18 protein-coding genes are annotated in these 20,203 nt (G+C 43.8%); 8 read left to right on the plus strand and 10 right to left on the minus strand.

The window, feature by feature from the left end; translation table 11 throughout:
• Positions 1-62: 62 nt before the first annotated feature.
• From ACZ5ZC_RS13005 to ACZ5ZC_RS13015, 3 genes are all read left to right on the plus strand, one after another.
• Positions 63-803 carry an ABC transporter permease gene (locus ACZ5ZC_RS13005; protein WP_006742137.1) on the plus strand — a complete coding sequence of 247 codons (741 nt, stop codon included), beginning with the start codon at positions 63-65 and terminating at the stop codon, positions 801-803.
• Positions 804-806: 3 nt separating this feature from the next.
• Entirely contained in the window at positions 807-1,484 is a 678-nt protein-coding gene (locus ACZ5ZC_RS13010; RefSeq protein ID WP_005390676.1) for an ABC transporter permease, read from the plus strand.
• A gap of 155 nt (positions 1,485-1,639) precedes the next feature.
• Positions 1,640-4,360 (plus strand): ImpA family metalloprotease, encoded by a 2,721-nt coding sequence (locus ACZ5ZC_RS13015; protein ID WP_464931967.1) that lies wholly within the window; start codon positions 1,640-1,642, stop codon positions 4,358-4,360.
• Between the two features lie 97 nt (positions 4,361-4,457).
• On the opposite strand, the gene xthA is transcribed toward ACZ5ZC_RS13015, so the two are convergent.
• The 5 genes from xthA to dinG form a co-directional block, all read right to left on the minus strand.
• On the minus strand, positions 4,458-5,264 hold the full coding sequence (xthA, locus tag ACZ5ZC_RS13020) for an exodeoxyribonuclease III (protein ID WP_258432300.1): 807 nt from the start codon (positions 5,262-5,264) through the stop codon (positions 4,458-4,460).
• Between the two features lie 94 nt (positions 5,265-5,358).
• On the minus strand, positions 5,359-5,523 hold the full coding sequence (rsmS, locus tag ACZ5ZC_RS13025; RefSeq protein ID WP_005378432.1) for a pleiotropic regulatory protein RsmS: 165 nt from the start codon (positions 5,521-5,523) through the stop codon (positions 5,359-5,361).
• Positions 5,523-6,068 carry a primosomal replication protein gene (locus ACZ5ZC_RS13030; protein ID WP_012841995.1) on the minus strand — a complete coding sequence of 182 codons (546 nt, stop codon included), beginning with the start codon at positions 6,066-6,068 and terminating at the stop codon, positions 5,523-5,525. Before ACZ5ZC_RS13030 ends, rsmS begins: the two co-directional genes overlap by 1 nt.
• Positions 6,065-6,850 carry a sulfite exporter TauE/SafE family protein gene (locus tag ACZ5ZC_RS13035; RefSeq protein WP_005390688.1) on the minus strand — a complete coding sequence of 262 codons (786 nt, stop codon included), beginning with the start codon at positions 6,848-6,850 and terminating at the stop codon, positions 6,065-6,067. The genes ACZ5ZC_RS13030 and ACZ5ZC_RS13035 overlap by 4 nt, the downstream gene beginning before the upstream one ends.
• 14 nt (positions 6,851-6,864) lie before the next feature.
• Complete coding sequence (dinG, locus tag ACZ5ZC_RS13040; RefSeq protein WP_464931968.1) at positions 6,865-8,940, minus strand: ATP-dependent DNA helicase DinG; 2,076 nt, start codon at positions 8,938-8,940, stop codon at positions 6,865-6,867.
• A 515-nt stretch (positions 8,941-9,455) separates the two neighbouring features.
• On the opposite strand from dinG, the gene ACZ5ZC_RS13045 reads away from it, so the two are divergent.
• A complete protein-coding gene (locus tag ACZ5ZC_RS13045) occupies positions 9,456-10,487 on the plus strand; it encodes a porin (protein ID WP_006742133.1) in 1,032 nt (343 codons plus the stop codon).
• Positions 10,488-10,563: 76 nt separating this feature from the next.
• Complete coding sequence (locus ACZ5ZC_RS13050; RefSeq protein ID WP_012841993.1) at positions 10,564-11,241, plus strand: DUF2057 family protein; 678 nt, start codon at positions 10,564-10,566, stop codon at positions 11,239-11,241.
• An 85-nt stretch (positions 11,242-11,326) separates the two neighbouring features.
• On the opposite strand, the gene ACZ5ZC_RS13055 is transcribed toward ACZ5ZC_RS13050, so the two are convergent.
• Complete coding sequence (locus tag ACZ5ZC_RS13055) at positions 11,327-12,028, minus strand: pseudouridine synthase (protein ID WP_464931969.1); 702 nt, start codon at positions 12,026-12,028, stop codon at positions 11,327-11,329.
• A 311-nt stretch (positions 12,029-12,339) separates the two neighbouring features.
• Between ACZ5ZC_RS13055 and ACZ5ZC_RS13060 the strand changes: the two genes are divergently transcribed.
• Positions 12,340-14,565 carry an NADP-dependent isocitrate dehydrogenase gene (locus ACZ5ZC_RS13060; RefSeq protein WP_145474282.1) on the plus strand — a complete coding sequence of 742 codons (2,226 nt, stop codon included), beginning with the start codon at positions 12,340-12,342 and terminating at the stop codon, positions 14,563-14,565.
• 187 nt (positions 14,566-14,752) lie between these two features.
• Here the strand turns inward: ACZ5ZC_RS13060 and cspD are convergent, their stop codons facing one another.
• The gene (cspD, locus tag ACZ5ZC_RS13065; protein ID WP_005378407.1) at positions 14,753-14,971 is read right to left on the minus strand and encodes a cold shock domain-containing protein CspD; all 219 of its coding nucleotides are present in this window, start codon (positions 14,969-14,971) and stop codon (positions 14,753-14,755) included.
• 717 nt (positions 14,972-15,688) lie between these two features.
• On the opposite strand from cspD, the gene clpS reads away from it, so the two are divergent.
• Both clpS and clpA read left to right on the plus strand, forming a co-directional pair.
• A complete protein-coding gene (gene clpS, locus ACZ5ZC_RS13070) occupies positions 15,689-16,009 on the plus strand; it encodes an ATP-dependent Clp protease adapter ClpS (protein WP_031780157.1) in 321 nt (106 codons plus the stop codon).
• A gap of 50 nt (positions 16,010-16,059) precedes the next feature.
• Positions 16,060-18,327, plus strand: a complete 2,268-nt coding sequence (gene clpA / locus ACZ5ZC_RS13075) for an ATP-dependent Clp protease ATP-binding subunit ClpA (RefSeq protein WP_005390700.1) — start codon at positions 16,060-16,062, stop codon at positions 18,325-18,327.
• Between the two features lie 135 nt (positions 18,328-18,462).
• Here clpA and infA read toward each other — a convergent pair whose 3' ends face one another.
• The 3 genes from infA to aat form a co-directional block, all read right to left on the minus strand.
• Positions 18,463-18,681, minus strand: a complete 219-nt coding sequence (infA, locus tag ACZ5ZC_RS13080) for a translation initiation factor IF-1 (protein WP_001040192.1) — start codon at positions 18,679-18,681, stop codon at positions 18,463-18,465.
• 81 nt (positions 18,682-18,762) lie between these two features.
• Positions 18,763-19,464, minus strand: a complete 702-nt coding sequence (locus ACZ5ZC_RS13085) for an arginyltransferase (protein WP_006742128.1) — start codon at positions 19,462-19,464, stop codon at positions 18,763-18,765.
• Complete coding sequence (gene aat / locus ACZ5ZC_RS13090) at positions 19,461-20,168, minus strand: leucyl/phenylalanyl-tRNA--protein transferase (protein WP_048626183.1); 708 nt, start codon at positions 20,166-20,168, stop codon at positions 19,461-19,463. Before aat ends, ACZ5ZC_RS13085 begins: the two co-directional genes overlap by 4 nt.
• Between the last annotated feature and the right edge of the window lie 35 nt (positions 20,169-20,203).

Below are 20,203 nucleotides of genomic sequence, written 5' to 3' on the forward strand. Positions count from 1 at the left end.
TGGCTTGTTCCTAGAAGTAGTCAACGGTCGATTTTTTGAGTTTAGGGATTAGGAACTCACCTATGCTAGATTTACAAGGATACGAAGCTTCGATTTTAAAAGGGGCTTTAGTAACGATAGAAGTTGCAGTGCTTTCACTCCTTCTTGCGGTGATCTTAGGTATGCTTGGCGCATTAGCTAAGTTAGCGCCTTACAAATGGGCAAGGGCGATTGCCACTCTTTACACCACCGTCATTCGCGGCATTCCAGATTTGGTTCTGATGATGCTGATTTTCTTTGGTGGACAAATACTTTTAAACAATAGCCTGTACTCCATTAACGAAACGCTCAATGAGTGGTTTGCTTCGAGTGATCCAAACCATGAATGGACGTCTTACTTACCCGACTATATTGATGTCAGCCCATTTATTGCAGGTGTACTCACGATTGGTTTTATCTTTGGTGCCTACATGGCGGAGACTTTTCGCGGAGCGATCATGGCGGTGGACAAAGGTGAACTAGAAGCGGCGAAAGCTTATGGTATGAGCTCAGCCTTATCGTTTAGAAGAATCTTACTGCCTCAGATGATTCGTCATGCATTACCTGGATTTGGTAATAACTGGTTAGTGTTACTCAAGACCACTGCGTTAGTTTCCATCATCGGCCTGGATGACATGGTGAGAATGAGCTCGTTGGCGGCAGGTACGACGAAAATGCCGTTTACCTTTTACATGGCTGTCGCGCTCATCTTTCTGTTTTTTACCAGCGTTTCGACCGGGCTACTCAAGCTTGTTGAGCGTAAGTTCAGTATTCATGCGAGGTGAGTTATGGATTTTTCTTTGATTATTGAAAGCTTCCCAACTTATCTTCAGGGACTTTGGACGACAGTTTGGCTGGTAGGATTAGCGTTGGTTATCGGTTTGTGTGTCTCGATTCCATTAGCCGTGGCACGTAATAGTACGAATTATGCCTTTAGCTTACCTTCTTGGGGATTCATTTACTTTTTCCGTGGAACACCGTTGTTGGTCCAGTTGTATTTGATTTATTACGGTATGGATCAGTTCTTTCCTGTGAAAGATACCTTGTGGGAAAACGCCTGGTTTTGTGCTTTAGTCGCTTTTATTCTTAATACGTCGGCTTATACTGCAGAAATTATTCGTGGTGCGATTAATGGCTTGCCCAAAGGTGAAGTAGAAGCCGCCAAAGCGTATGGGATGAGTAAGTTTATGACATACAGACGTATTATCTTGCCTAGTGCACTGCGTCGAGCATTACCAGCTTATTCAAACGAAGTGATTTTCATGCTGCACGGTAGTGCGGTCGCGGGTATCGTTACCATTATGGATCTAACTGGCGCTGCGCGCTTAGTTAACTCACGTTACTATGCGCCATTTGAATCTTTCCTAACGGCGGGGCTGTTCTACATGGCACTGACGTTTATGATCTTGTGGTGCTTTAAAGTGGCAGAGAAGCGCTTCTTGGCATACCTACGTCCTTTAAGTTAATAATTAATGTCAGCAATGGTATCGGAATGGGTACCATTGCTTTTTGATGATTTTGTTATCTTCATTCCTATTTTTCCTACCGATACAAAGGACTATTTCTTTTTATTCATGTACTTACATTAATATTTGATAAACCCATTGTTTAGTAAGTAAAAATGAAAAAAACAATTCTATCGTTGGGCCTTGCCGCCGTTGCCACTGGATGTGGTGGGGGAGAGGGAGAGTCACAATCTAATGCTCAAGTAAAACCAACGCCAGCTCCAGTTCAACAAGCTCTGGATACTGGTAATGCTCTGCTCGTTTCTGACCCGAACGATTTCATTCGAGAAAGTCGGCAAGTTGTGGAAGGGCACAAGAAACAGTCGAATACGATCAAATCTGCAATTGCGAAAAACCTTTCTGGCCTTTATTGGGATCCAACCCATGATGCAGCGATCTTGGCACCTCAGTATGGGTTCAACGACACCATCTTGATGACCAACAAGGCCATGGCTAGCGGTTATAAAGATCAGGCGTTGTCAATTGGCGTTGCTGGAGAAAAAGCTAATGGTCAACGTTATGCGCTATTAGGTAGTAACCCATTTAGAACCGCACAACGCTTTCCCGAGTCTTCGAATGCCGCGATGACTCAATGGCTAAGCAACATGGTCACTTGGTTGTCAGGCGGAACTACTTCAAACGTTGTCATCGCGCAAATGGATCAGTCTTATTACTTCCCTGATGAGCAAGCGACTCGGAATTGGCTGAAAGACAATGTTTCACAAGAGTTGGCGTTTAACGAGGCCAACCTATGCGATGGTTCGAAGCTACTTAGCTGCTTGCAAACCAATACTCCAAACTTATTGATCTTGTCACAGCATCTGCAATCTGGCGACACCAACCAACAAGTACTCGATGCTCTGGCATACGCTGAGCAAGCCCAAATTCCTGTTCTATACCTGCATTGGGATGGAGGACTAACTGAACTTGGCCGAGACATTTTGGAAAAATTCCATGTTGATTATGTGGGAGATAACTATTGGCGTAAGTTAGGCTTGGTTGATTGGGCGCCTTCATCACTCATGAACTTCGTGCCAGACTCTGTTGCTACGCAACAAGCGCTGTTGTCTCGTTTTGAATCTCAAAACTTCAATGTTGACTTGTCACAGTGTGATGACAAATCTTGTCCTGACACTGCGAATATGGAAAGTCAATTTTATGCAGGGGCAAACAGTATTCGCCATCGGTTGCAAAAGCTTGATGAACAAAAAGTAGATTTGTTTAATCAAGACGGCTACCAATACGAAAAACTCATGGTATTGCTGGCTGATCATTATCGTCAAACGGTTGTCTTCCCAATGGACAAACAGTCAACCCAAACGACCGAATTCCTAAAGTCGTACTTTGCCGATTACGTGCAATACAACAGCCGAAGCGTAAACCCAAAACAACCAAATATGGGGAACTTCAGCCGTAGTGAGTTTAGCCCTGAAGTAAAGAGAATCAGCGCAACGATTAATATGGAATCAAAGCGTAACTTCCGCTCTGCTGGTGTGTATGCGCTTCCTGGGGAGACCTTTACGGTCACGCGCAATGACAGTAGTGAAGTGACGACTAAAATTGTCATCAACAGTTTAAGGAGTGGCGCAACTCATGAGTTCAGCAAAGATGGATACACGCGACCAAAAATGCTGACTTCTTTCGCCTATGAGGTGAAGCCGGGTGAAACCATCACGCTGACTTCACCTTATGGCGGGCCTATCCAGGTTCACTTTAACAATAATGATGTACCAGTAGCTCTAACATTTAGCCATGTAGCGCAACACCCTGTATGGAGAAGTGAAAAGGATAACGATGCGTTTATTCAGGAGCTTGAAGCGAATTTGTTCGATTGGGCTGAACTGATCACGCCTGGATTTGAGGTACATTCTAAACGTGACAAAATGCTTGAATCTGTCAACGATGAGATGTGGTCGACACCAGCTGAAATGGCGCTGGCGACAGAAGAGTATGTTCATAACTACCCACATGTCTTGGCTGGTTTCCAAGGGCCGGGTATCGATGAGGTTCCGGAAATTATCCAGTATGCCAAAAATCAAGGTTGGGAAATCGCCAATATTGATATGGTGAAGCATATGAACGCTGACCAAGCGACGTGTGGTTACGGCTGTTCTGGTAACCCATACGATGCTTACTGGTCATTCAGCCCACTCGGTCACGGTGATTTACATGAGCTTGGTCATGGCTTGGAAAAAGGTCGATTCCGATTTGCAGGCTGGGAAGGGCATTCAACGACTAATTACTACTCGTATTACAGTAAGTCTCGTTTCTTCCAGAATACGGGGAAAGTTTCAACTTGCCAAAGCTTAGATTTCAAAGGCCAGTTTGAATTATTGCAAGCAAGCCGAACTCAAGCGGATCCAAACGCTTACATGGCAGCGCAAAATCAAACTGGTTGGAGTTGGGGAGCTCGCGTTTACATTCAAATGATGATGGCGACGCAGCATGAAGGTGTACTGCAAAATGGTTGGCATTTATTGGCGCGATTGCACCTGATTGAACGTGAGTTTAACCGCTTGAAATCGGATGATGCGCTTTGGAATGAGAGACGATTGAGTATTGGTTTCACCAACTACTCTCGTGAAGAGGCAAATAGCATCTCAAACAACGACTGGTTGCTTATTGCTCTGAGCTACATCTCTCAGCGAGACATGACGAGCTATTTAGATATGTGGGGCTTCTCGTTCACAGAAAAAGCGAAACAGCAGGTTGTGGCGCTGAATCTACCACCGATGCCTCTCACTTACTTTGCAAGCAGCAATACCGGCTACTGTCTTAACGAATTTGCTCAAACGCCAGTCAGTGTTGATGGTCAAACGGTTTGGCCGCTGAACTAGCTGAGTAGAAAGTAACTTGCATGAAAAAGGGAGACAGAGTCTCCCTTTTTCATGGGTTAAGCTTAGCGTTGAGTCCCGCTTATTGCTCAGTTATGTATTACTTGAACGTCGACCAAATTGGAGCGTGGTCTGAAGGTTTTTCAATACCGCGCAATTCATAATCGATACCCGACTCAATACATTTTTGCGCGAGAGAAGGGGTCGCCAAAATGACATCAATTCGTAGACCTCGGTTATCATCAAATCCGCGAGAGCGATAATCAAACCACGAGAATTGATCGTTCACTTCTGGATATAGCTTGCGGAAGGTGTCCTCAAAGCCCCAATCTAGCAAGGTTTTCAGCCATTCGCGCTCTTCCGGTTGGAATGAACATTTACCTGTTTTTAGCCAACGCTTACGGTTTGGTTCGCCGATACCGATATCTGCATCAATAGGGCTGATGTTGATGTCACCCATAACAATCAATTGCTCGTCACTATTGTGATGATCGTTTAGGTAGGTCATCAGATCTTTATAAAACTGACGTTTGTATGGGAATTTTGTTTCGTGGCTGATGTTATCCCCTTGAGGGAAGTAGCCGTTTAGCACCGTGACCTTTTCGCCGTTTTCATTTAAAAACGTTGCCATGATCATGCGCTTTTGGTGCTCTTCGTTATCCGTCGGGAACCCTTTTTGTACGAGAAGAGGCTCTTGCTTACAAAGCATTGCGACACCGTAGTGCGCTTTTTGACCATGGAAATACACTTTGTAGCCCATGGCTTCGACAGCTTCAATCGGGAATGCTTCATCGTGAACTTTAATTTCCTGAAGGCCAATCACATCTGGTTGGTGTTTGTCGATTAGCGCTTGGAGTTGGTGCAGTCGCGCACGTAGTCCATTGATGTTAAAGCTGATTACTTTCATTGTTTATCCTTTTTGAGGGCGTACTTTTTTATGAATAGTATCATTGTGCAAGAGCACTGAAAACGAGTCTCGGTGAAAGGAGCGAAACGTTGGGCTACTTTGCTTTTAATTTGTTTTCTAAGTCGTTTTGCACGATCTTCAAAGCGTTAAGCGCAACTTCTGGATCTATCTCATTGCTCTCAAGTAAATAGATCAAATCGACAGCCAATTTGATCTCTTCAGGTGCGTCATCTAAAGGCGAGGTTGGTTGATCGGCCATTATTGGTGTTTTTCCCTATGTGTAATTTGGTTCTCTAGTTTCAGAAGCGCTGCCTCACAACGTGCCAAACGTTGCTCGGTCGCTAGTAACACTTTCTGAGCCTCGGCACGCATAAAACTAGGAGCGGTTTCGACAGCACGTTCTTTTTCTAACACCATTTCGCGCAAGCGTCTTGCCCACTCTTGGTGTTGAGCGAGTTCCTGGTAAAGCACGTTAATAGGCTTGCGGAAATGGCTGCTATGTTTGATCTCATTCTTGCGAATTTTGGTGGTAGAGATCTCGCGTTGAATCGCACCGATTTGCGCTACTAACCGTTCAGTGAGGTACTCAGCACGCAAAGCGGTGAGCTTACCTTCATTTTGCTCACGCACAATCGCATCCAGCGTAGCTTTTGCTTCTTTTACGCAAGGAGTAAGTAAGCGAGAGCGACAACCAAATAAGCGCTCATCAAAAAGCGGAACATGGTGTTCGCCTCTTTGACGGTCAAGAACAGCGGCTTGCTTCGCCATTTGTTCTAGGTTTTCCTGGAGTTGAGAAATGTTCATGACAAACCTACAAACCATGCGTCATAAGCCAATTTTATGGCCAGTATACTGACGACAGTAACAAATACAGGGCGAATGAATTTAGAACCAAACCGAATGGCGGAATGTGCGCCAACAAAAGCGCCAGCCATTAAACATACCCCCATTGTTAAGCCTAGCACCCAGTTGATATGACCGAGGACTGCAAACGTGATCAAAGAGGTAAAGTTGCTGGTAAAGTTCATTGCTTTTGCTAAGCCAGAGGCGAGCAAGATATTCAGCCGATACAGAGCCATTGAACTTACCGTCCAAAAAGCCCCAGTTCCAGGCCCTGCGAGCCCGTCATAGAACCCTATGGATAATCCTTGCATGTACTGTTTTCTATGAAGTTTTGGGCAAGGCTCGGGAATTGGACTTTGATGAGGAGAGTGCGGTGTTTTATGGAAGACGGTGTATAACGCCGCCGCTAAAATAACAAGAGGTAACCCTTTTTCTAGCCAATCCGTGCTAATCGCGTCCACAAGTAGGGTACCTAATGTTGCTCCGACAAGCGTCGCAACAAATGCTCTTCCCCAGCATTGAGGCTTGAATAAACGTTTCTTGTAGTACGTAAATGCCGCAGTAGAAGAGGCAAAGGTAGCCGCAAGTTTATTGGTGCCTAGTGCAATATGGGGCGGCAAGCCCAACGATAGTAGAGCAGGTACGGTTAGCATGCCACCACCTCCGGCAACTGCATCAATAAATCCAGCGACAAAAGCGACAAGCGCCAACACTAACAGCATAGTTGGCTCAATCATTTCCATAAATGGTGATTCTTCTAATATTCTATTTTACGTTTAAATGGAGGTAGTGAGTCGATTAAGGCTTGTCCGTATCGCTTAGTGACTAGGCGTCGATCAAGAATCGTTACTCTACCAGAATCTCTCTCTTTACGCAGTAAGCGACCTACGCTCTGGATCAGCTTTTTGCTTGCGTCAGGTACAGTTATTTGCATAAACGGGTTCCCACCTTTTTTCTCGATATATTCGGAGTGAGCCTGTTCGACAGGAGAGGTTGGAACACCAAATGGAATTTTTGTAATCACCAAGTTTTCAAGTAATTCGCCAGGTAAATCTAGCCCCTCAGAGAAACTGCCAGTACCAAATAAGATGCTGGTTTTATTTGATTCTATTAGCTTTTTATGTTTTTTTAGAATTTCTTGACGTGAGCTTTCGCCTTGAACTTGCAACGCCCAGCCTTTTTTTATGAACTCCGAAGACAGCGCCTTCGCAACTTGGTTCATCTGCCAATAGGATGAGAATAATACTAAGTTGGCTTTCTTGTCTTCCAAGTACTTAGGCAATATCTCGATAAGATATTCAGTAAATTGAGGCGCTGGTGGTTCATATTTCATCGCAGGGATGAGCAATTCTGCCTGGTTTTGGTAATCGAATGGTGACGCAAGCGCTAAAAACTGTGTGCCTGATTCTGGTTTTCCATCAATACCAACCTGATGGCAAAAGTAATGGAAGGAGTTTAATGCACGCATCGTTGCGGAAACTAAAATGGCGCCAATGCACCTGCTCCAAATTTGTTGGTCGAGTTGCCATCCAATTTCAAGCGGAGAAACACTCACAATGAAATCACCCTCGCGATCGGGGTGGGTTTCTAACCAGCGAGCCAAAGGCGCACCTTTTTCACGAGTTGGCTCAGCCATCAAGTGCCAGACTTGCGCTAGGTTTTCTAACCTTTGAATGTAGAAGCCGAGCTCTGCAAGCGCTGGTTCAGCCAATCTTGTCGCAAGCTCCCCATCTTTTACTCTTTCCGCAATAAGGTCGGCAATTTTTGCCACACTTTGATTTGCTTTTTTACTGAACTGCTTTAACTCTTTGGATTGGTTCTCTAGCCATTCTGGTAGTTCACCGTGCTCAAAGCGGTAGATGCCTTCTTCAAATTGAGCTGGATCGAACTGTTTAGGCAGTTGAGTCAGTGCTGGTATCAAGTTCTGAACCGCGTCTTGAAGGTCGTTGCGAAATCGAGCTACGCGTTTCTCGTGTGCGAGCGATGAAAACTTGCTAATCGACTGATTTAACTTCTCAAGCCACGCTGCCGCACCTTTTAAGCTCGCAGATGCTGAAGCATGATCGCGGGCGACATGAGGCAAGTGATGTGCCTCGTCAAAGACGTATATCGTGTTTTCTGGCTCAGGTAAGATTACTCCGCCCCCCAAGTCTGCGTCTGCCATGACGAGAGAGTGGTTCGCAATGATGACATCATTCTTATCCAGCTCCGAGCGCGCTTTTTGAAATGGGCATCCGCGATGGCCGGGTAAGCTGTTATTACAACTGTGTTTATCACTAACAATCAGTTGCCAAAGCTTATCATCGATGGTTTTAGGCCAAGAATCACGGTCACCGTCCCATTTACCTTGCGCAAGAGAGCGATGCATTGTTTCCAACAGCTCTATATCTTTTTGCTTAGGCTTGGTTTCGAACATGGCTAACTGACCACCATCAGCACCACAAGCTGAAGCAAGTTTTTCTGCACAACAATAGCGTTGACGGCCTTTTGCCAGAATAAAAGAAAACTCTCGGTCGGTAATCCGACGAAAAAGAGGGAGGTCTTTATTTATGAGCTGCTCTTGCAGAGCTACGGTCGCCGTTGAGATAACCACTTTTCTATTGTTATGTACAGCCACGGGGATGGCAGCCATTAGATAGGAGAGCGACTTACCAATTCCAGTCCCTGCTTCTGCAACCAGTATTCGGTTAGATTTGTGGTACTGACCGCACAGCGTTTTTGCAATCTCTGCAACAAGGTAGTTTTGTGCTCTTCTAGGTACAAAGTTATCAAGTTGATCTTGCAGGTTTTGATAGCTATTACGAATCGATTTTTGAATGTTACTGGTCAGCATACGGGCCTCAAATGCGTTGGAGGCGAATAGTAGCACACATCACTAGTTGTACAGTAGTTCACAAAACGGAATGCTTTTATGAGGAATGTAGATCTTCTTCACAAAAAAATATTGAACCTTATCTAAATGAAATTAATTTCATTATATGAAAAATATAAAACTCCAAATATGATATTTGCATGGTTTTTTATTCTATATATTGTGTTTTTTAGTATTTATTTTGGGTTTAAAATCTCATTGTTAATGGTTTTATAAATTATGAAAAATCAAGAGGATTGATTAGATGTTCGTCGAATAAATAAAGGTAAACTTTTCAAGTTATTGTTTTTAAATGTTATTTTTGTTTTTTTACATTGGTATTTAGAAAATTTGACAGCCAGAATAATCTTTTGCACTCTTAGCTCCAGATTTTGAGAAGGCGCTGTATAACGTTTTGTTAACGCTCTATCTCAAACATATAAAAAAAGGGAACCGGACAAGGATATCCCGAACTAAGAAAAGGCAGTGGATTAATTATGAAAAAAACTCTATTAGCACTAGCTGTAGTTGCGTCTGCAACTTCAGTGAACGCAGCTGAAGTATTCAAATCTGAAGAAGGTTCTGTAGATTTCTACGGTCAGCTACGTCCAACTCTTCTATTCCTAGACAGCACAGACCACACTGCAGAGCTAAACACTAGCTCTTCTCGTATGGGTGTAAATGGTGTTTACGTTGTAAACGACAACCTAAAAGTTCTAGGTGAAGTTGAAATCGGTGTTGCTCTAGGTGACAACTACGGTGCAGGTGCTGATTCAAGCGAGCGTACTGATGACTCAGTATACGTACGCCGTCACATCTTTGGCTTCGACATGGGCGATATGGGTACACTTCGTTTTGGTAAAGAAGGTACTTGGGCTGATGACATCTACGGAGCTGATTACTCATACTTCTTCGGTGGTTCTGCACTTCTTTACGGACACGCGTGGAACAACTCTTCTCAAATTAAATACGCTTACGAAAATGACGCATTCTGGCTAAAAGCTGGTTACGCGCTAGGTGAGAAAGATCAAAACGAAGAAATCCGCGAAGTATTCGTAGGTAAGTCTTTCAATGACCTATCTGTACACGCTGGCGTTCTTTCTTCTGAGAACAAGATTGCTTCTAAAGGTAACAACACTGAGAACCTATCTTTCGAAGTAACTGCTGAATACGCTCTAGATGAGCACACTCTAGGTGCTACGTACTACTACAACGAAAATGAAGACAAAGCAGCTAACGAGACTATCGATTCTCACGGTATCTCTCTAGCAGGCATGTTCGCTGTAGCTCCTAAAACAACACTTTACTCTGGCTACGAGCTAGTAATGTCATCTTCTGACAAATCTGGCAAGAAAGATGGCGACCAATCTAAGTTTTACGCTGGCGTTGAATACAAGTTCTCTAAATGGGCTCGCGTATTCGCAGAAGCGGGTTACAATTTTGATGGTGATAAGCTAGAAGCTGGTAAAACAACTGCAGAAACTGATTCTAAAACTGACTTCGGTGTTGGTGCACGTTTCTACTGGTAATCAATACCCAGTTTGATATTGTAAGACCCAGCTATATGCTGGGTCTTTTACTATGAAGATAAGGATGAAAAACTCTATGCAGTTATCATTAAAAGTGGCAATGGCGTTGTCTATTCTTGCCAGTACAAACCTTTATGCTGCAACGACTTTAGTGGTTCCAGAAGACGTGAAGTTACTGGCCGTCAATATGGAGAAGCCAAAACTTGAGGGGGGACTTTTCTCTAGTGAGAAGACAATTGAGATCCCCGACGGAACTAACCAAATTGTCTTCAAATATCAACCTGCTTTTGAAACAAACGAAAACCTTAAGACAGTTTACAGTGACGTGATCATCGCTAAGTTTGATGTTGAAAATGAAAAACTAAAGTTTGAACTACCAGAGTTTAAAACTCTTCGTCAAGCGCAAAACAACATCTCACCTTTAGATTGGCAACTGCTGGACACCAAAGGTCAACCTATTGCTTTGGTCGAAGATGTATTAGAGTCAGATGGTGTTCAAATTGGTCGTAATTACCCTCAAGAATCTCGTAACTACAATATTGCTGGCGGTATCGCGAGTGTTGCCGTTAGTTATGTAACTGTGAATCAGCATCAACAATCAGTAAGTGATATCGAGCCTCGAGTTGAGAGTAGTGATACCCGTTCAACAGTCGCATCGAACGACAGCCCAATGGTTGATGTATTAAAGACGATGTACCAGAAAGCGTCTCCGGCGGAAAAAGAGGCATTTAAAAACTGGCTTGCTGAGCAGTAATCCCTTAGTTCATTAGATAGGGCTTAACTGAAAAAGTACGAATCTAAAAAGCAGGCTTTAAGCCTGCTTTTATCTTTTCTGCCTATTAGAGAGAGATTTCTCTCCATTCACCAGGCATTAGGTCTTTAAGGACGATATCACCCAACGAATGACGAATGAGGCGCAAAGTAGGGAAGCCAATGTGCGCAGTCATGCGACGCACCTGACGATTTCTTCCTTCAATAATGGTAATGGCTAACCAAGTGGTAGGGATATTTGCACGAAAACGAACAGGAGGGGTTCTATCCCAGACTTGTGGTTCTGGAATCACTTCAACTTCGGCTGGTAGGGTCATACCATCTTTTAGCTCTACTCCCTTTCTCAATTTTTCAAGATCTTGCTCTAGAGGAGCGCCATCGACTTGAACCCAATAAGTCTTCGGGGATTTTGACTTTGGCTGCGTGAGCTTCGCCTGCAAGATGCCATCGTTAGTGAGCACCATCAAACCTTCGCTGTCTCGGTCCAATCGGCCAGCCGCATAGACATCTTTGACTGGGATATAGTCCGCTAACGTTTTGCGACCATCACCATCGGTAAATTGACTGAGCGTGTCGTAAGGCTTGTTGAATATAATGACTTTACGGTCTTTTGGATCCACTTTTGGCTTTTGGTTTCTTGCTGAGCGAACAGGGCGACGGTTTGTTTGAGTACGAGTCTTTGAGCTATTGCGAGCTCCTGAGTGTTTAAATCGGCCCGTTTGGGATTGATTGCGACCGCGACCTTTTTCATGACCTGTACGAGATGACATGTTAACTACCCTGCAAAAATGTAAATGAACTGTGTTTGAAAGTTTTAAGTTTTCTCATGATCGGATATGATTTGCGCGCCTAAAACTAACAAACGCGCACAGAATGATAGACTAATTCGTGTTATTTGTTTAATTATATCAGTGCACTCATGGATTCAGAGCCCAGAGCTTCAAACTACAACAAAGAGTGCGAACCGCATGTGGCGTTAGTGAGGAGACATGTACTGCTAACGTGCAGCAATGCGTCAATTAAACCAACTCAGACGCTGAGTTGATCAGCCAACAAGTTGATTAAAAAATAGGGAAATTTCATGCCTACAGAAAAACCTACAATTATCTACACCATCACTGATGAAGCGCCGGCGCTAGCAACTTATTCATTACTACCAATCATTCAATCATTCACAGCATCGTCTGGCATCAATGTAGATACTCGTGATATTTCACTAGCAGGTCGAATTATCGCTAACTTCCCAGAGCATCTAAAAGAAGAACAGCGCATTGGCGATGCGTTGACTGAGCTTGGTGAACTGGCTCAAACTCCAGAAGCAAATATCATCAAGCTGCCTAACATTTCTGCTTCAGTTCCTCAGCTTAAAGCGGCGATTAAAGAGCTTCAGGCGAAAGGTTACGATTTACCAAACTACCCAGAAGAACCGAGCACGTACGAAGAGAAAGCGATTAAAGCGGCTTACGACAAAATCAAAGGTAGTGCGGTTAACCCAGTACTTCGTGAAGGTAACTCAGACCGTCGTGCTCCAACTTCGGTTAAGAACTACGCGAAGAAAAATCCACATTCAATGGGTGCGTGGTCATCAGAATCTAAGTCTCATGTCGCGAGCATGTCAGACAATGACTTCTTTGGGAGCGAAAAGTCTACGACTATCTCTGGTGCAACAGAGGTAAAAATCGATTTTGTTGGTAATGATGGTGCAGTTAAAGAGCTCAAGTCTGCGTTCCCATTACTAGATAAAGAAGTCATTGACACTTCAGTGATGAAGAAGAAGGCGCTGGTTGAATTTTTCGAGAAAGAGATTGCTGAAGCGAAAGCACAAGACGTGCTGTTGTCTCTTCATATGAAAGCGACGATGATGAAGGTTTCTGACCCAGTCATTTTCGGCCATGCAGTGAAAGTTTACTACAAAGACGTTTTCGATAAATACGGTAAGCTGTTTGAAGAACTGGGCGTTGATGTAAACAATGGCATTGGTGATGTCTACTCGAAAATTGAGTCTCTACCTGAAGCGCAAAAAGCAGAAATTGAAGCGGCAATTCAAGCGGTTTACCAAACTCAACCAGAACTTGCGATGGTTGACTCTGATCGTGGTATCACCAACTTACATGTACCAAGCGACATTATTGTAGACGCTTCTATGCCAGCAATGCTTCGCTCTTCTGGTCAAATGTGGGGACCAGATGGTAAACAAAAAGACACCAAAGCGATGATACCAGATCGTAGCTACGCAGGTATTTACCAAGCGGTGATTGATTTCTGTAAAGAGCACGGCGCATTTGACCCGACCACTATGGGTAGCGTGCCTAACGTTGGCTTAATGGCTCAAAAGGCAGAAGAGTATGGTTCTCACGACAAGACATTCATTCTAGACGCAGCGGGTACTGTTCGCGTTGTTGATACTGCGGGTAACGTATTGTTAGAGCAAGCGGTTGAAGAAGGCGATATCTTCCGTATGTGTCAGGTGAAGGACGCACCAATCCAAGATTGGGTTAAACTAGCAGTGACTCGCGCACGTGCAACAGGTGTTCCAGCCGTATTCTGGCTAGACGAAAACCGTGCGCACGATGCTGAACTCATTAAGAAAGTAAATACCTACTTACCAGAGCACGATACTGACGGTCTAGAGATTAAGATCCTATCTCCTGTTGATGCTTGTAAGTACTCGCTAGAGCGTATGAAAGCGGGTCTGGATACTATCTCTGTAACGGGTAACGTTCTTCGTGACTACCTAACAGACCTGTTCCCAATTCTAGAGTTAGGTACGTCAGCTAAGATGCTATCTATCGTTCCATTGATGAATGGCGGTGGTCTATTTGAAACAGGTGCTGGTGGTTCTGCTCCTAAGCATGTTCAACAAGTAGAAAAAGAGAATCACCTTCGTTGGGATTCTTTAGGTGAGTTCTTAGCACTAGCTGCATCCCTAGAACATCTAAGTGTGGTGGCAAACAACCCGAAAGCGCAAGTTTTGGCGGATACGCTAGACAAAGCGACTGGTGAGTTTTTAGATACCAACAAGTCTCCGTCACGTAAAGTGGGCGAATTAGATAACCGCGGTAGTCATTTCTACCTCGCACTTTACTGGGCGAAAGCACTTGCCGAGCAAACAGACGATGCTGATCTCGCTGCTGAGTTTGCACCGATTGCGAAAGCGTTGTCAGAGCATGAAGAAAAAATCGTCGCTGAGCTAAACAACGCACAGGGTGTGAAAGGAGAGCTGGGCGGTTACTACCTGCTAGACGATGCATTGGTTTCTAAGTTGATGCGCCCAAGCGAAACCTTTAACGCGATCATTAACAAGTAAAATAGATGAAAAGAGCACGTCGCTTTCGACGTGTTTCTTATTTTATCAATACTTTGTATGTGGTCTATCTGCATTTCATAAGCTACAAATAGTAAGAAACCCGCTATCTTGGCGGGTTTATTTTTCTCTTCAGAACATCAAAATGATGTTTCGAGAGCAATATTTTTATTTTTCGACAGCGCTCTAATTATTTGGCTTGACCTTCAAGAGGCACGACGCTACTCGCGTGACAGCCTTTGGGACCTTTTTCAATCTCGTATGAGACTTGTTGGCCTGCTTTCAGTGTACGATAACCGTCCATCTGGATAGTTGAGTAGTGGGCAAAGATATCTCCCTCTTCTTCATCTGAACAAATAAACCCAAATCCTTTGGCATTGTTAAACCACTTTACTGTACCTGTAGCCATGCTTTTACATCCCTCATGCATTTTTTACTGAGTTGTTACAACAACCAAGTTATACCTTTAACTTGGTACTACTATTGTCAGCGAACGCTAACAAACATCTAGTCAATGAGAAACCACATTCACCAAGCTGCTTAAAAACAAATGGATTCAAAATGACGATTTATGCATCAACACTTTCCACTGTAGTCAATGAATCCCGACAGTCAATAGCATTAAGCAACAAACAGAAACATAATTGAAAACAAATCACTTTTGAGATTAACAATTTTGCAAACAGTTTTTCGTATATACGCGGAAGTTTGGTCAATTAGCCTGCAAAGTAGTATTCACTGGAAAAACCATACTGTTCGTGTTGCTTATGATAGACGAATCCTCTAACTGAATAAAAAATGAAGTTTTCGTGATAATTACCCTATTCTCAGTTAGGAAGTGTGATCTCGGTAGAAGACTGAGAGATGTTTTGCAATAGCTCGGAGGGGGTAAAAAGAAAGTTATTTTATAAGTAAAAATGTGTAACTTATCGACAAGCATCTTTTATTTGCGCCCCCTCAAGACCTGCATTAGTCTCTATATTAGGTAGCAACATTAGGTAGCAACTTTTATCGATCAAAGATCGAATTCGGTGCCATATCTCACTACACCGCGCTGCACGCTTGTGGTAGATTGTTTTTATAGGTCGAAAACATCAACCCTTTGATACGATATCTTTAAATTGCCATGAGTAAAAATTTTGAATGGGTCACTCCGGACTCTGATCTTCTGGAGCGAGAAAGTACGAAAGTTCAGCCACCTAAGCTGTACAATGTTGTACTAAATAATGATGACTATACACCTATGGATTTCGTCATAGAGGTACTTGAGCGATTCTTTTCACATGACATTGATAAAGCGACTCAGATCATGCTCAAGATTCACTATGAAGGAAAGGCAATCTGTGGCACATACAGTGCAGAAATTGCCGAAACAAAAGTAGCGCAAGTTACGATGTACGCAAGGGAAAATGAACATCCGCTACTTTGCACTATGGAGCAAGCGTAAACAAAGAAGACTTGCTCGAACAACCCAAGTTGTTTTTTCGGGAGGTACTTATGCTAAATAAAGAACTAGAGTCAAGCCTTAACGGTGCATTTGCTCGGGCGCGAGATAAACGCCACGAGTTTATGACTGTCGAACACCTCCTACTTGCATTATTGGAAAATGATGCAGCTAAGGAAGCCCTTTTAGCTTGTAAAGCGGATCTTGACGCTTTACGTAACGAACTCGATATATTCATCGATCAAACTACGCCTCTTATCCCAGACAGTGATGAGACGCGTGAAACCCAGCCGACTTTGAGTTTTCAACGTGTGCTACAACGCGCCGTCTTTCATGTACAGTCGTCTGGCCGCAACGAAGTAACAGGTGCAAACGTGCTTGTGGCGATCTTCAGTGAGCAAGAGTCGCATGCCGCCTACCTACTGAAGAAAAACGACATCTCCCGATTAGATATTGTTAACTTTATCTCCCATGGTATTACTAAAGCGTCAGGTGCAAGCGAAGACCCATCATCAGATTCGTTCAGTTCAGAGAGTGTCGAAGAGCCGAATTCTGAAGAACGTTTGGAAAGCTTTGCGACTAACCTTAATCAGGTCGCTAAAGATGGCAATATCGATCCACTGATTGGTCGCGATAAAGAGCTAGAGCGCACTATTCAAGTACTTTGCCGCCGCCGCAAGAATAACCCATTACTAGTGGGTGAAGCCGGGGTAGGTAAAACAGCCATCGCAGAAGGTCTTGCTTGGCGAATTGTAGAAGGGCAGGTCCCGGAAGTTATTCAAAACAGCGTGATTTACTCATTGGATATTGGTTCTCTATTGGCTGGTACTAAGTACCGTGGTGATTTTGAAAAACGCTTCAAGGCGATTTTGAAACAGCTTGAAAAAGAAGAAGATGCAATTTTGTTCATCGATGAGATACACACAATCATCGGTGCGGGTGCGGCTTCTGGTGGTCAAGTTGATGCCGCAAACCTTATCAAACCTCTACTAAGTAGCGGTAAGTTGCGTTGTATCGGCTCGACTACATACCAAGAATACAGCAACATTTTCGAGAAAGAGCGTGCGTTGTCCCGTCGTTTCCAAAAGATAGACGTTGTAGAGCCTTCTCTGGATGACACAACTAAAATCTTGATGGGCTTGAAGCCGAAGTACGAAGCACACCATGAAGTACGTTACACCAATAAAGCACTGCGTGCCGCGGTAGAACTTTCGGCGAAATACATCAATGAACGTCATTTACCAGATAAAGCCATTGATGTCATTGATGAAGCTGGCGCTCGCAGTCGTCTTGCTCCTGCAAGCCGCCGTAAGAAAACGGTTGGTGTTGCCGATATCGAAGCGATGGTTGCCAAGATGGCACGAATCCCAGAGAAGTCGGTTTCTTCTTCAGATAAAGACATCTTGAAGAACCTAGATAGCAAGATGAAGATGTTGGTATTTGGTCAAGATAATGCGATTGATGCATTATCCGAAGCGATCAAGCTGACACGTGCAGGTTTGGGCGTGGATAACAAACCAGTTGGTTCATTCTTGTTTGCTGGCCCTACTGGGGTGGGTAAAACAGAGGTGACGGTGCAGCTATCTAAGCTTCTAGGGATCGAGCTACTTCGTTTTGATATGTCGGAATATGGTGAGCGTCACTCCGTGAGTCGCTTAATTGGTGCACCTCCTGGTTATGTCGGTTACGACCAAGGTGGCTTGCTGACAGACGCTGTTATCAAGCACCCACATTCAGTCGTATTACTCGATGAGATTGAGAAAGCGCATCCAGATATCTTTAATTTGCTATTGCAAGTGATGGATAATGGTACGCTAACGGACAACAACGGTCGTAAAGCAGACTTCCGTAATGTCATCCTCGTTATGACAACCAACGCGGGTGTGGCTGAAACTGAGAAGAAATCAATTGGTTTGATTCAGCAAGACAACAGTCACGATGCGATGGCGGAAATTAAGAAGGTATTCACTCCTGAGTTCCGTAACCGTCTTGATAACATCATCTGGTTTAACAGCCTTGATGAAAGCGTTATCCATCAAGTTGTTGATAAGTTTATTGTTGAACTGCAGGTGCAACTTGATGCTCGTGGCGTATCAATGGAGGTATCGCAAGATGCACGCCATTGGTTAGCGAATAAAGGTTATGATAAGGCGATGGGTGCTCGCCCAATGGGACGCGTTATCCAAGAGCAACTTAAGAAACCTTTGGCTAATGAATTGTTGTTTGGCTCTCTAGTCGACGGCGGCACTGTGAAAGTAACACTAGTGAATGACACACTTAAATTTGAATATTTGAGTGAGAAAGAGGCAGCGATGCATTAATTGCTCCGTAGGGAAGTAAAAGCGCACGATTTTATCGTGCGCTTTTTGTTTGTCTGAACCTACTCGGAAATAAAAATCATGCAATAAAAAACGGAGCAAACTGCTCCGTTTTTTATTGCATCCGAAAATCAGAGATTAACGAGCGCGGAAGACGATGCGGCCTTTTGACAGGTCGTATGGAGTCATCTCTACAGTTACTTTGTCACCCGTTAGGATACGGATGTAGTTCTTACGCATCTTGCCAGAGATGTGAGCAGTCACAACGTGACCGTTTTCAAGTTCAACACGGAACATAGTGTTTGGTAGAGTGTCAAGGACCGTGCCTTGCATCTCGATTACGTCTTCTTTAGCCATTTAATCCTCTTTAGAAATTAGGCAATATTAGCGGGCTATATTCTGCCGCTAAATAGTAATTATGTAAAGTTGAGGCGTATTCTACCCTCGCCAACGCTGATTTACTAGCCTTTGGTGGCGTTGAAAGCGTGTTTTATAGTTCATTGCTGGACACTCATCAATCTGATAACCCAAATAAAGCCACTGTTGTTTGTTTTCTTGGCAGTATTTTATTTGATAGAGCACTGCCAAAGTGCCAAGAGATAACGGGTAGTCAGGGTCAAAAAAAGTATAAAATGCACTCGAACATTGAGTCATTACATCCGTTACCGCAATGGCGAGTAATTGATTTGACTCATCGTAAATATGCAAAAATGAAGTGGTCAACCAGCTGGTTTGGGCAAACCGATAAAATTCATCACGCTTTGGTGGGTACATAGTGCCGTTTTTGTGTCGTTTGGCAATGTAACGACTGTAAAGCGCAAACCATTCCTCATCCATTTCGGGTTTCATTTCCCAACGTAAAGGCTGTGCTTTACTGAGCAGCCTCTTCTGGCTTTTTGATAGCGTCACATCCGGAATCGAGACTCGAATTGGCTGGCAAGCATTACAATGCTCACAGTGCGGTTTATATATGGTATCTCCGCTACGACGAAAGCCGTTGGCCATCAGCAGTTGATAGTTTTCTTCAGTATGCAGCCCTGCATCAAGTGCTACCGCCACACGCTCTTGCCGTTCAGGCAAGTAACTGCAAGGGTGATTATTCGTTAATCCAATTCGAATATGTTGTATATCCGTACTCATACTGAATCCTGCAAAACTTGGGGCTTATAGGTATCAAATAGTGTTTGTTTTTCTCTTAAAGATAGTAGTTTTTGCATAAACTCGTTACGCTCTAGTTCAAATGCGCCAAGTGATGCCAAGTGCGAGTTCATAACCTGACAATCGATTAATTGACCTTGCTTTGACGCCAAATGGTTGCATAAGTACCACAATGCAATTTTAGATGCGTTATCTTTTAGGCTAAACATCGACTCTCCGCAAAAAAGTTGACCAACGCAGATGCCATATAGTCCCCCAATGAGCTCGTTGTCATGCCATACTTCTACAGAGTGACAGTGACCAAGTTTAGCTAACTCAATGTAAGACGCTTGCATTTCCTCGTTGAGCCAAGTTTCCTCTGCAGGACGTGTTGATGAACATAGTCTAATCACTTCTTCTGTCGCGAAATTGAGCGTTACTTTATAGTTATGTTTACGCTGAAATTTTTTGAGACTTTTAGACGGTTTAAACGCTAAGGGATCAAAAACAGCGCGTGGGGAAGGGCTCCACCATAGAATAGGTTCTCCAGGACCATACCAAGGGAAAATGCCTTGATAGTAACCATTGAGGATTCTCATGGGATCTAAGTCACCGCCAAAAGCAAGCAAACCATTGGGATCGCTGAGTGCTTTATACGGAGAGGGAAAGTTGAACGTATCATCGAGTTCAGTTAAATAAATAGCCATAAGAAGTCGTTACCAACATTAGAGTCAGAGGAGTT

The sequence above is a fragment of the Vibrio sp. JCM 18905 genome, from assembly GCF_055393305.1.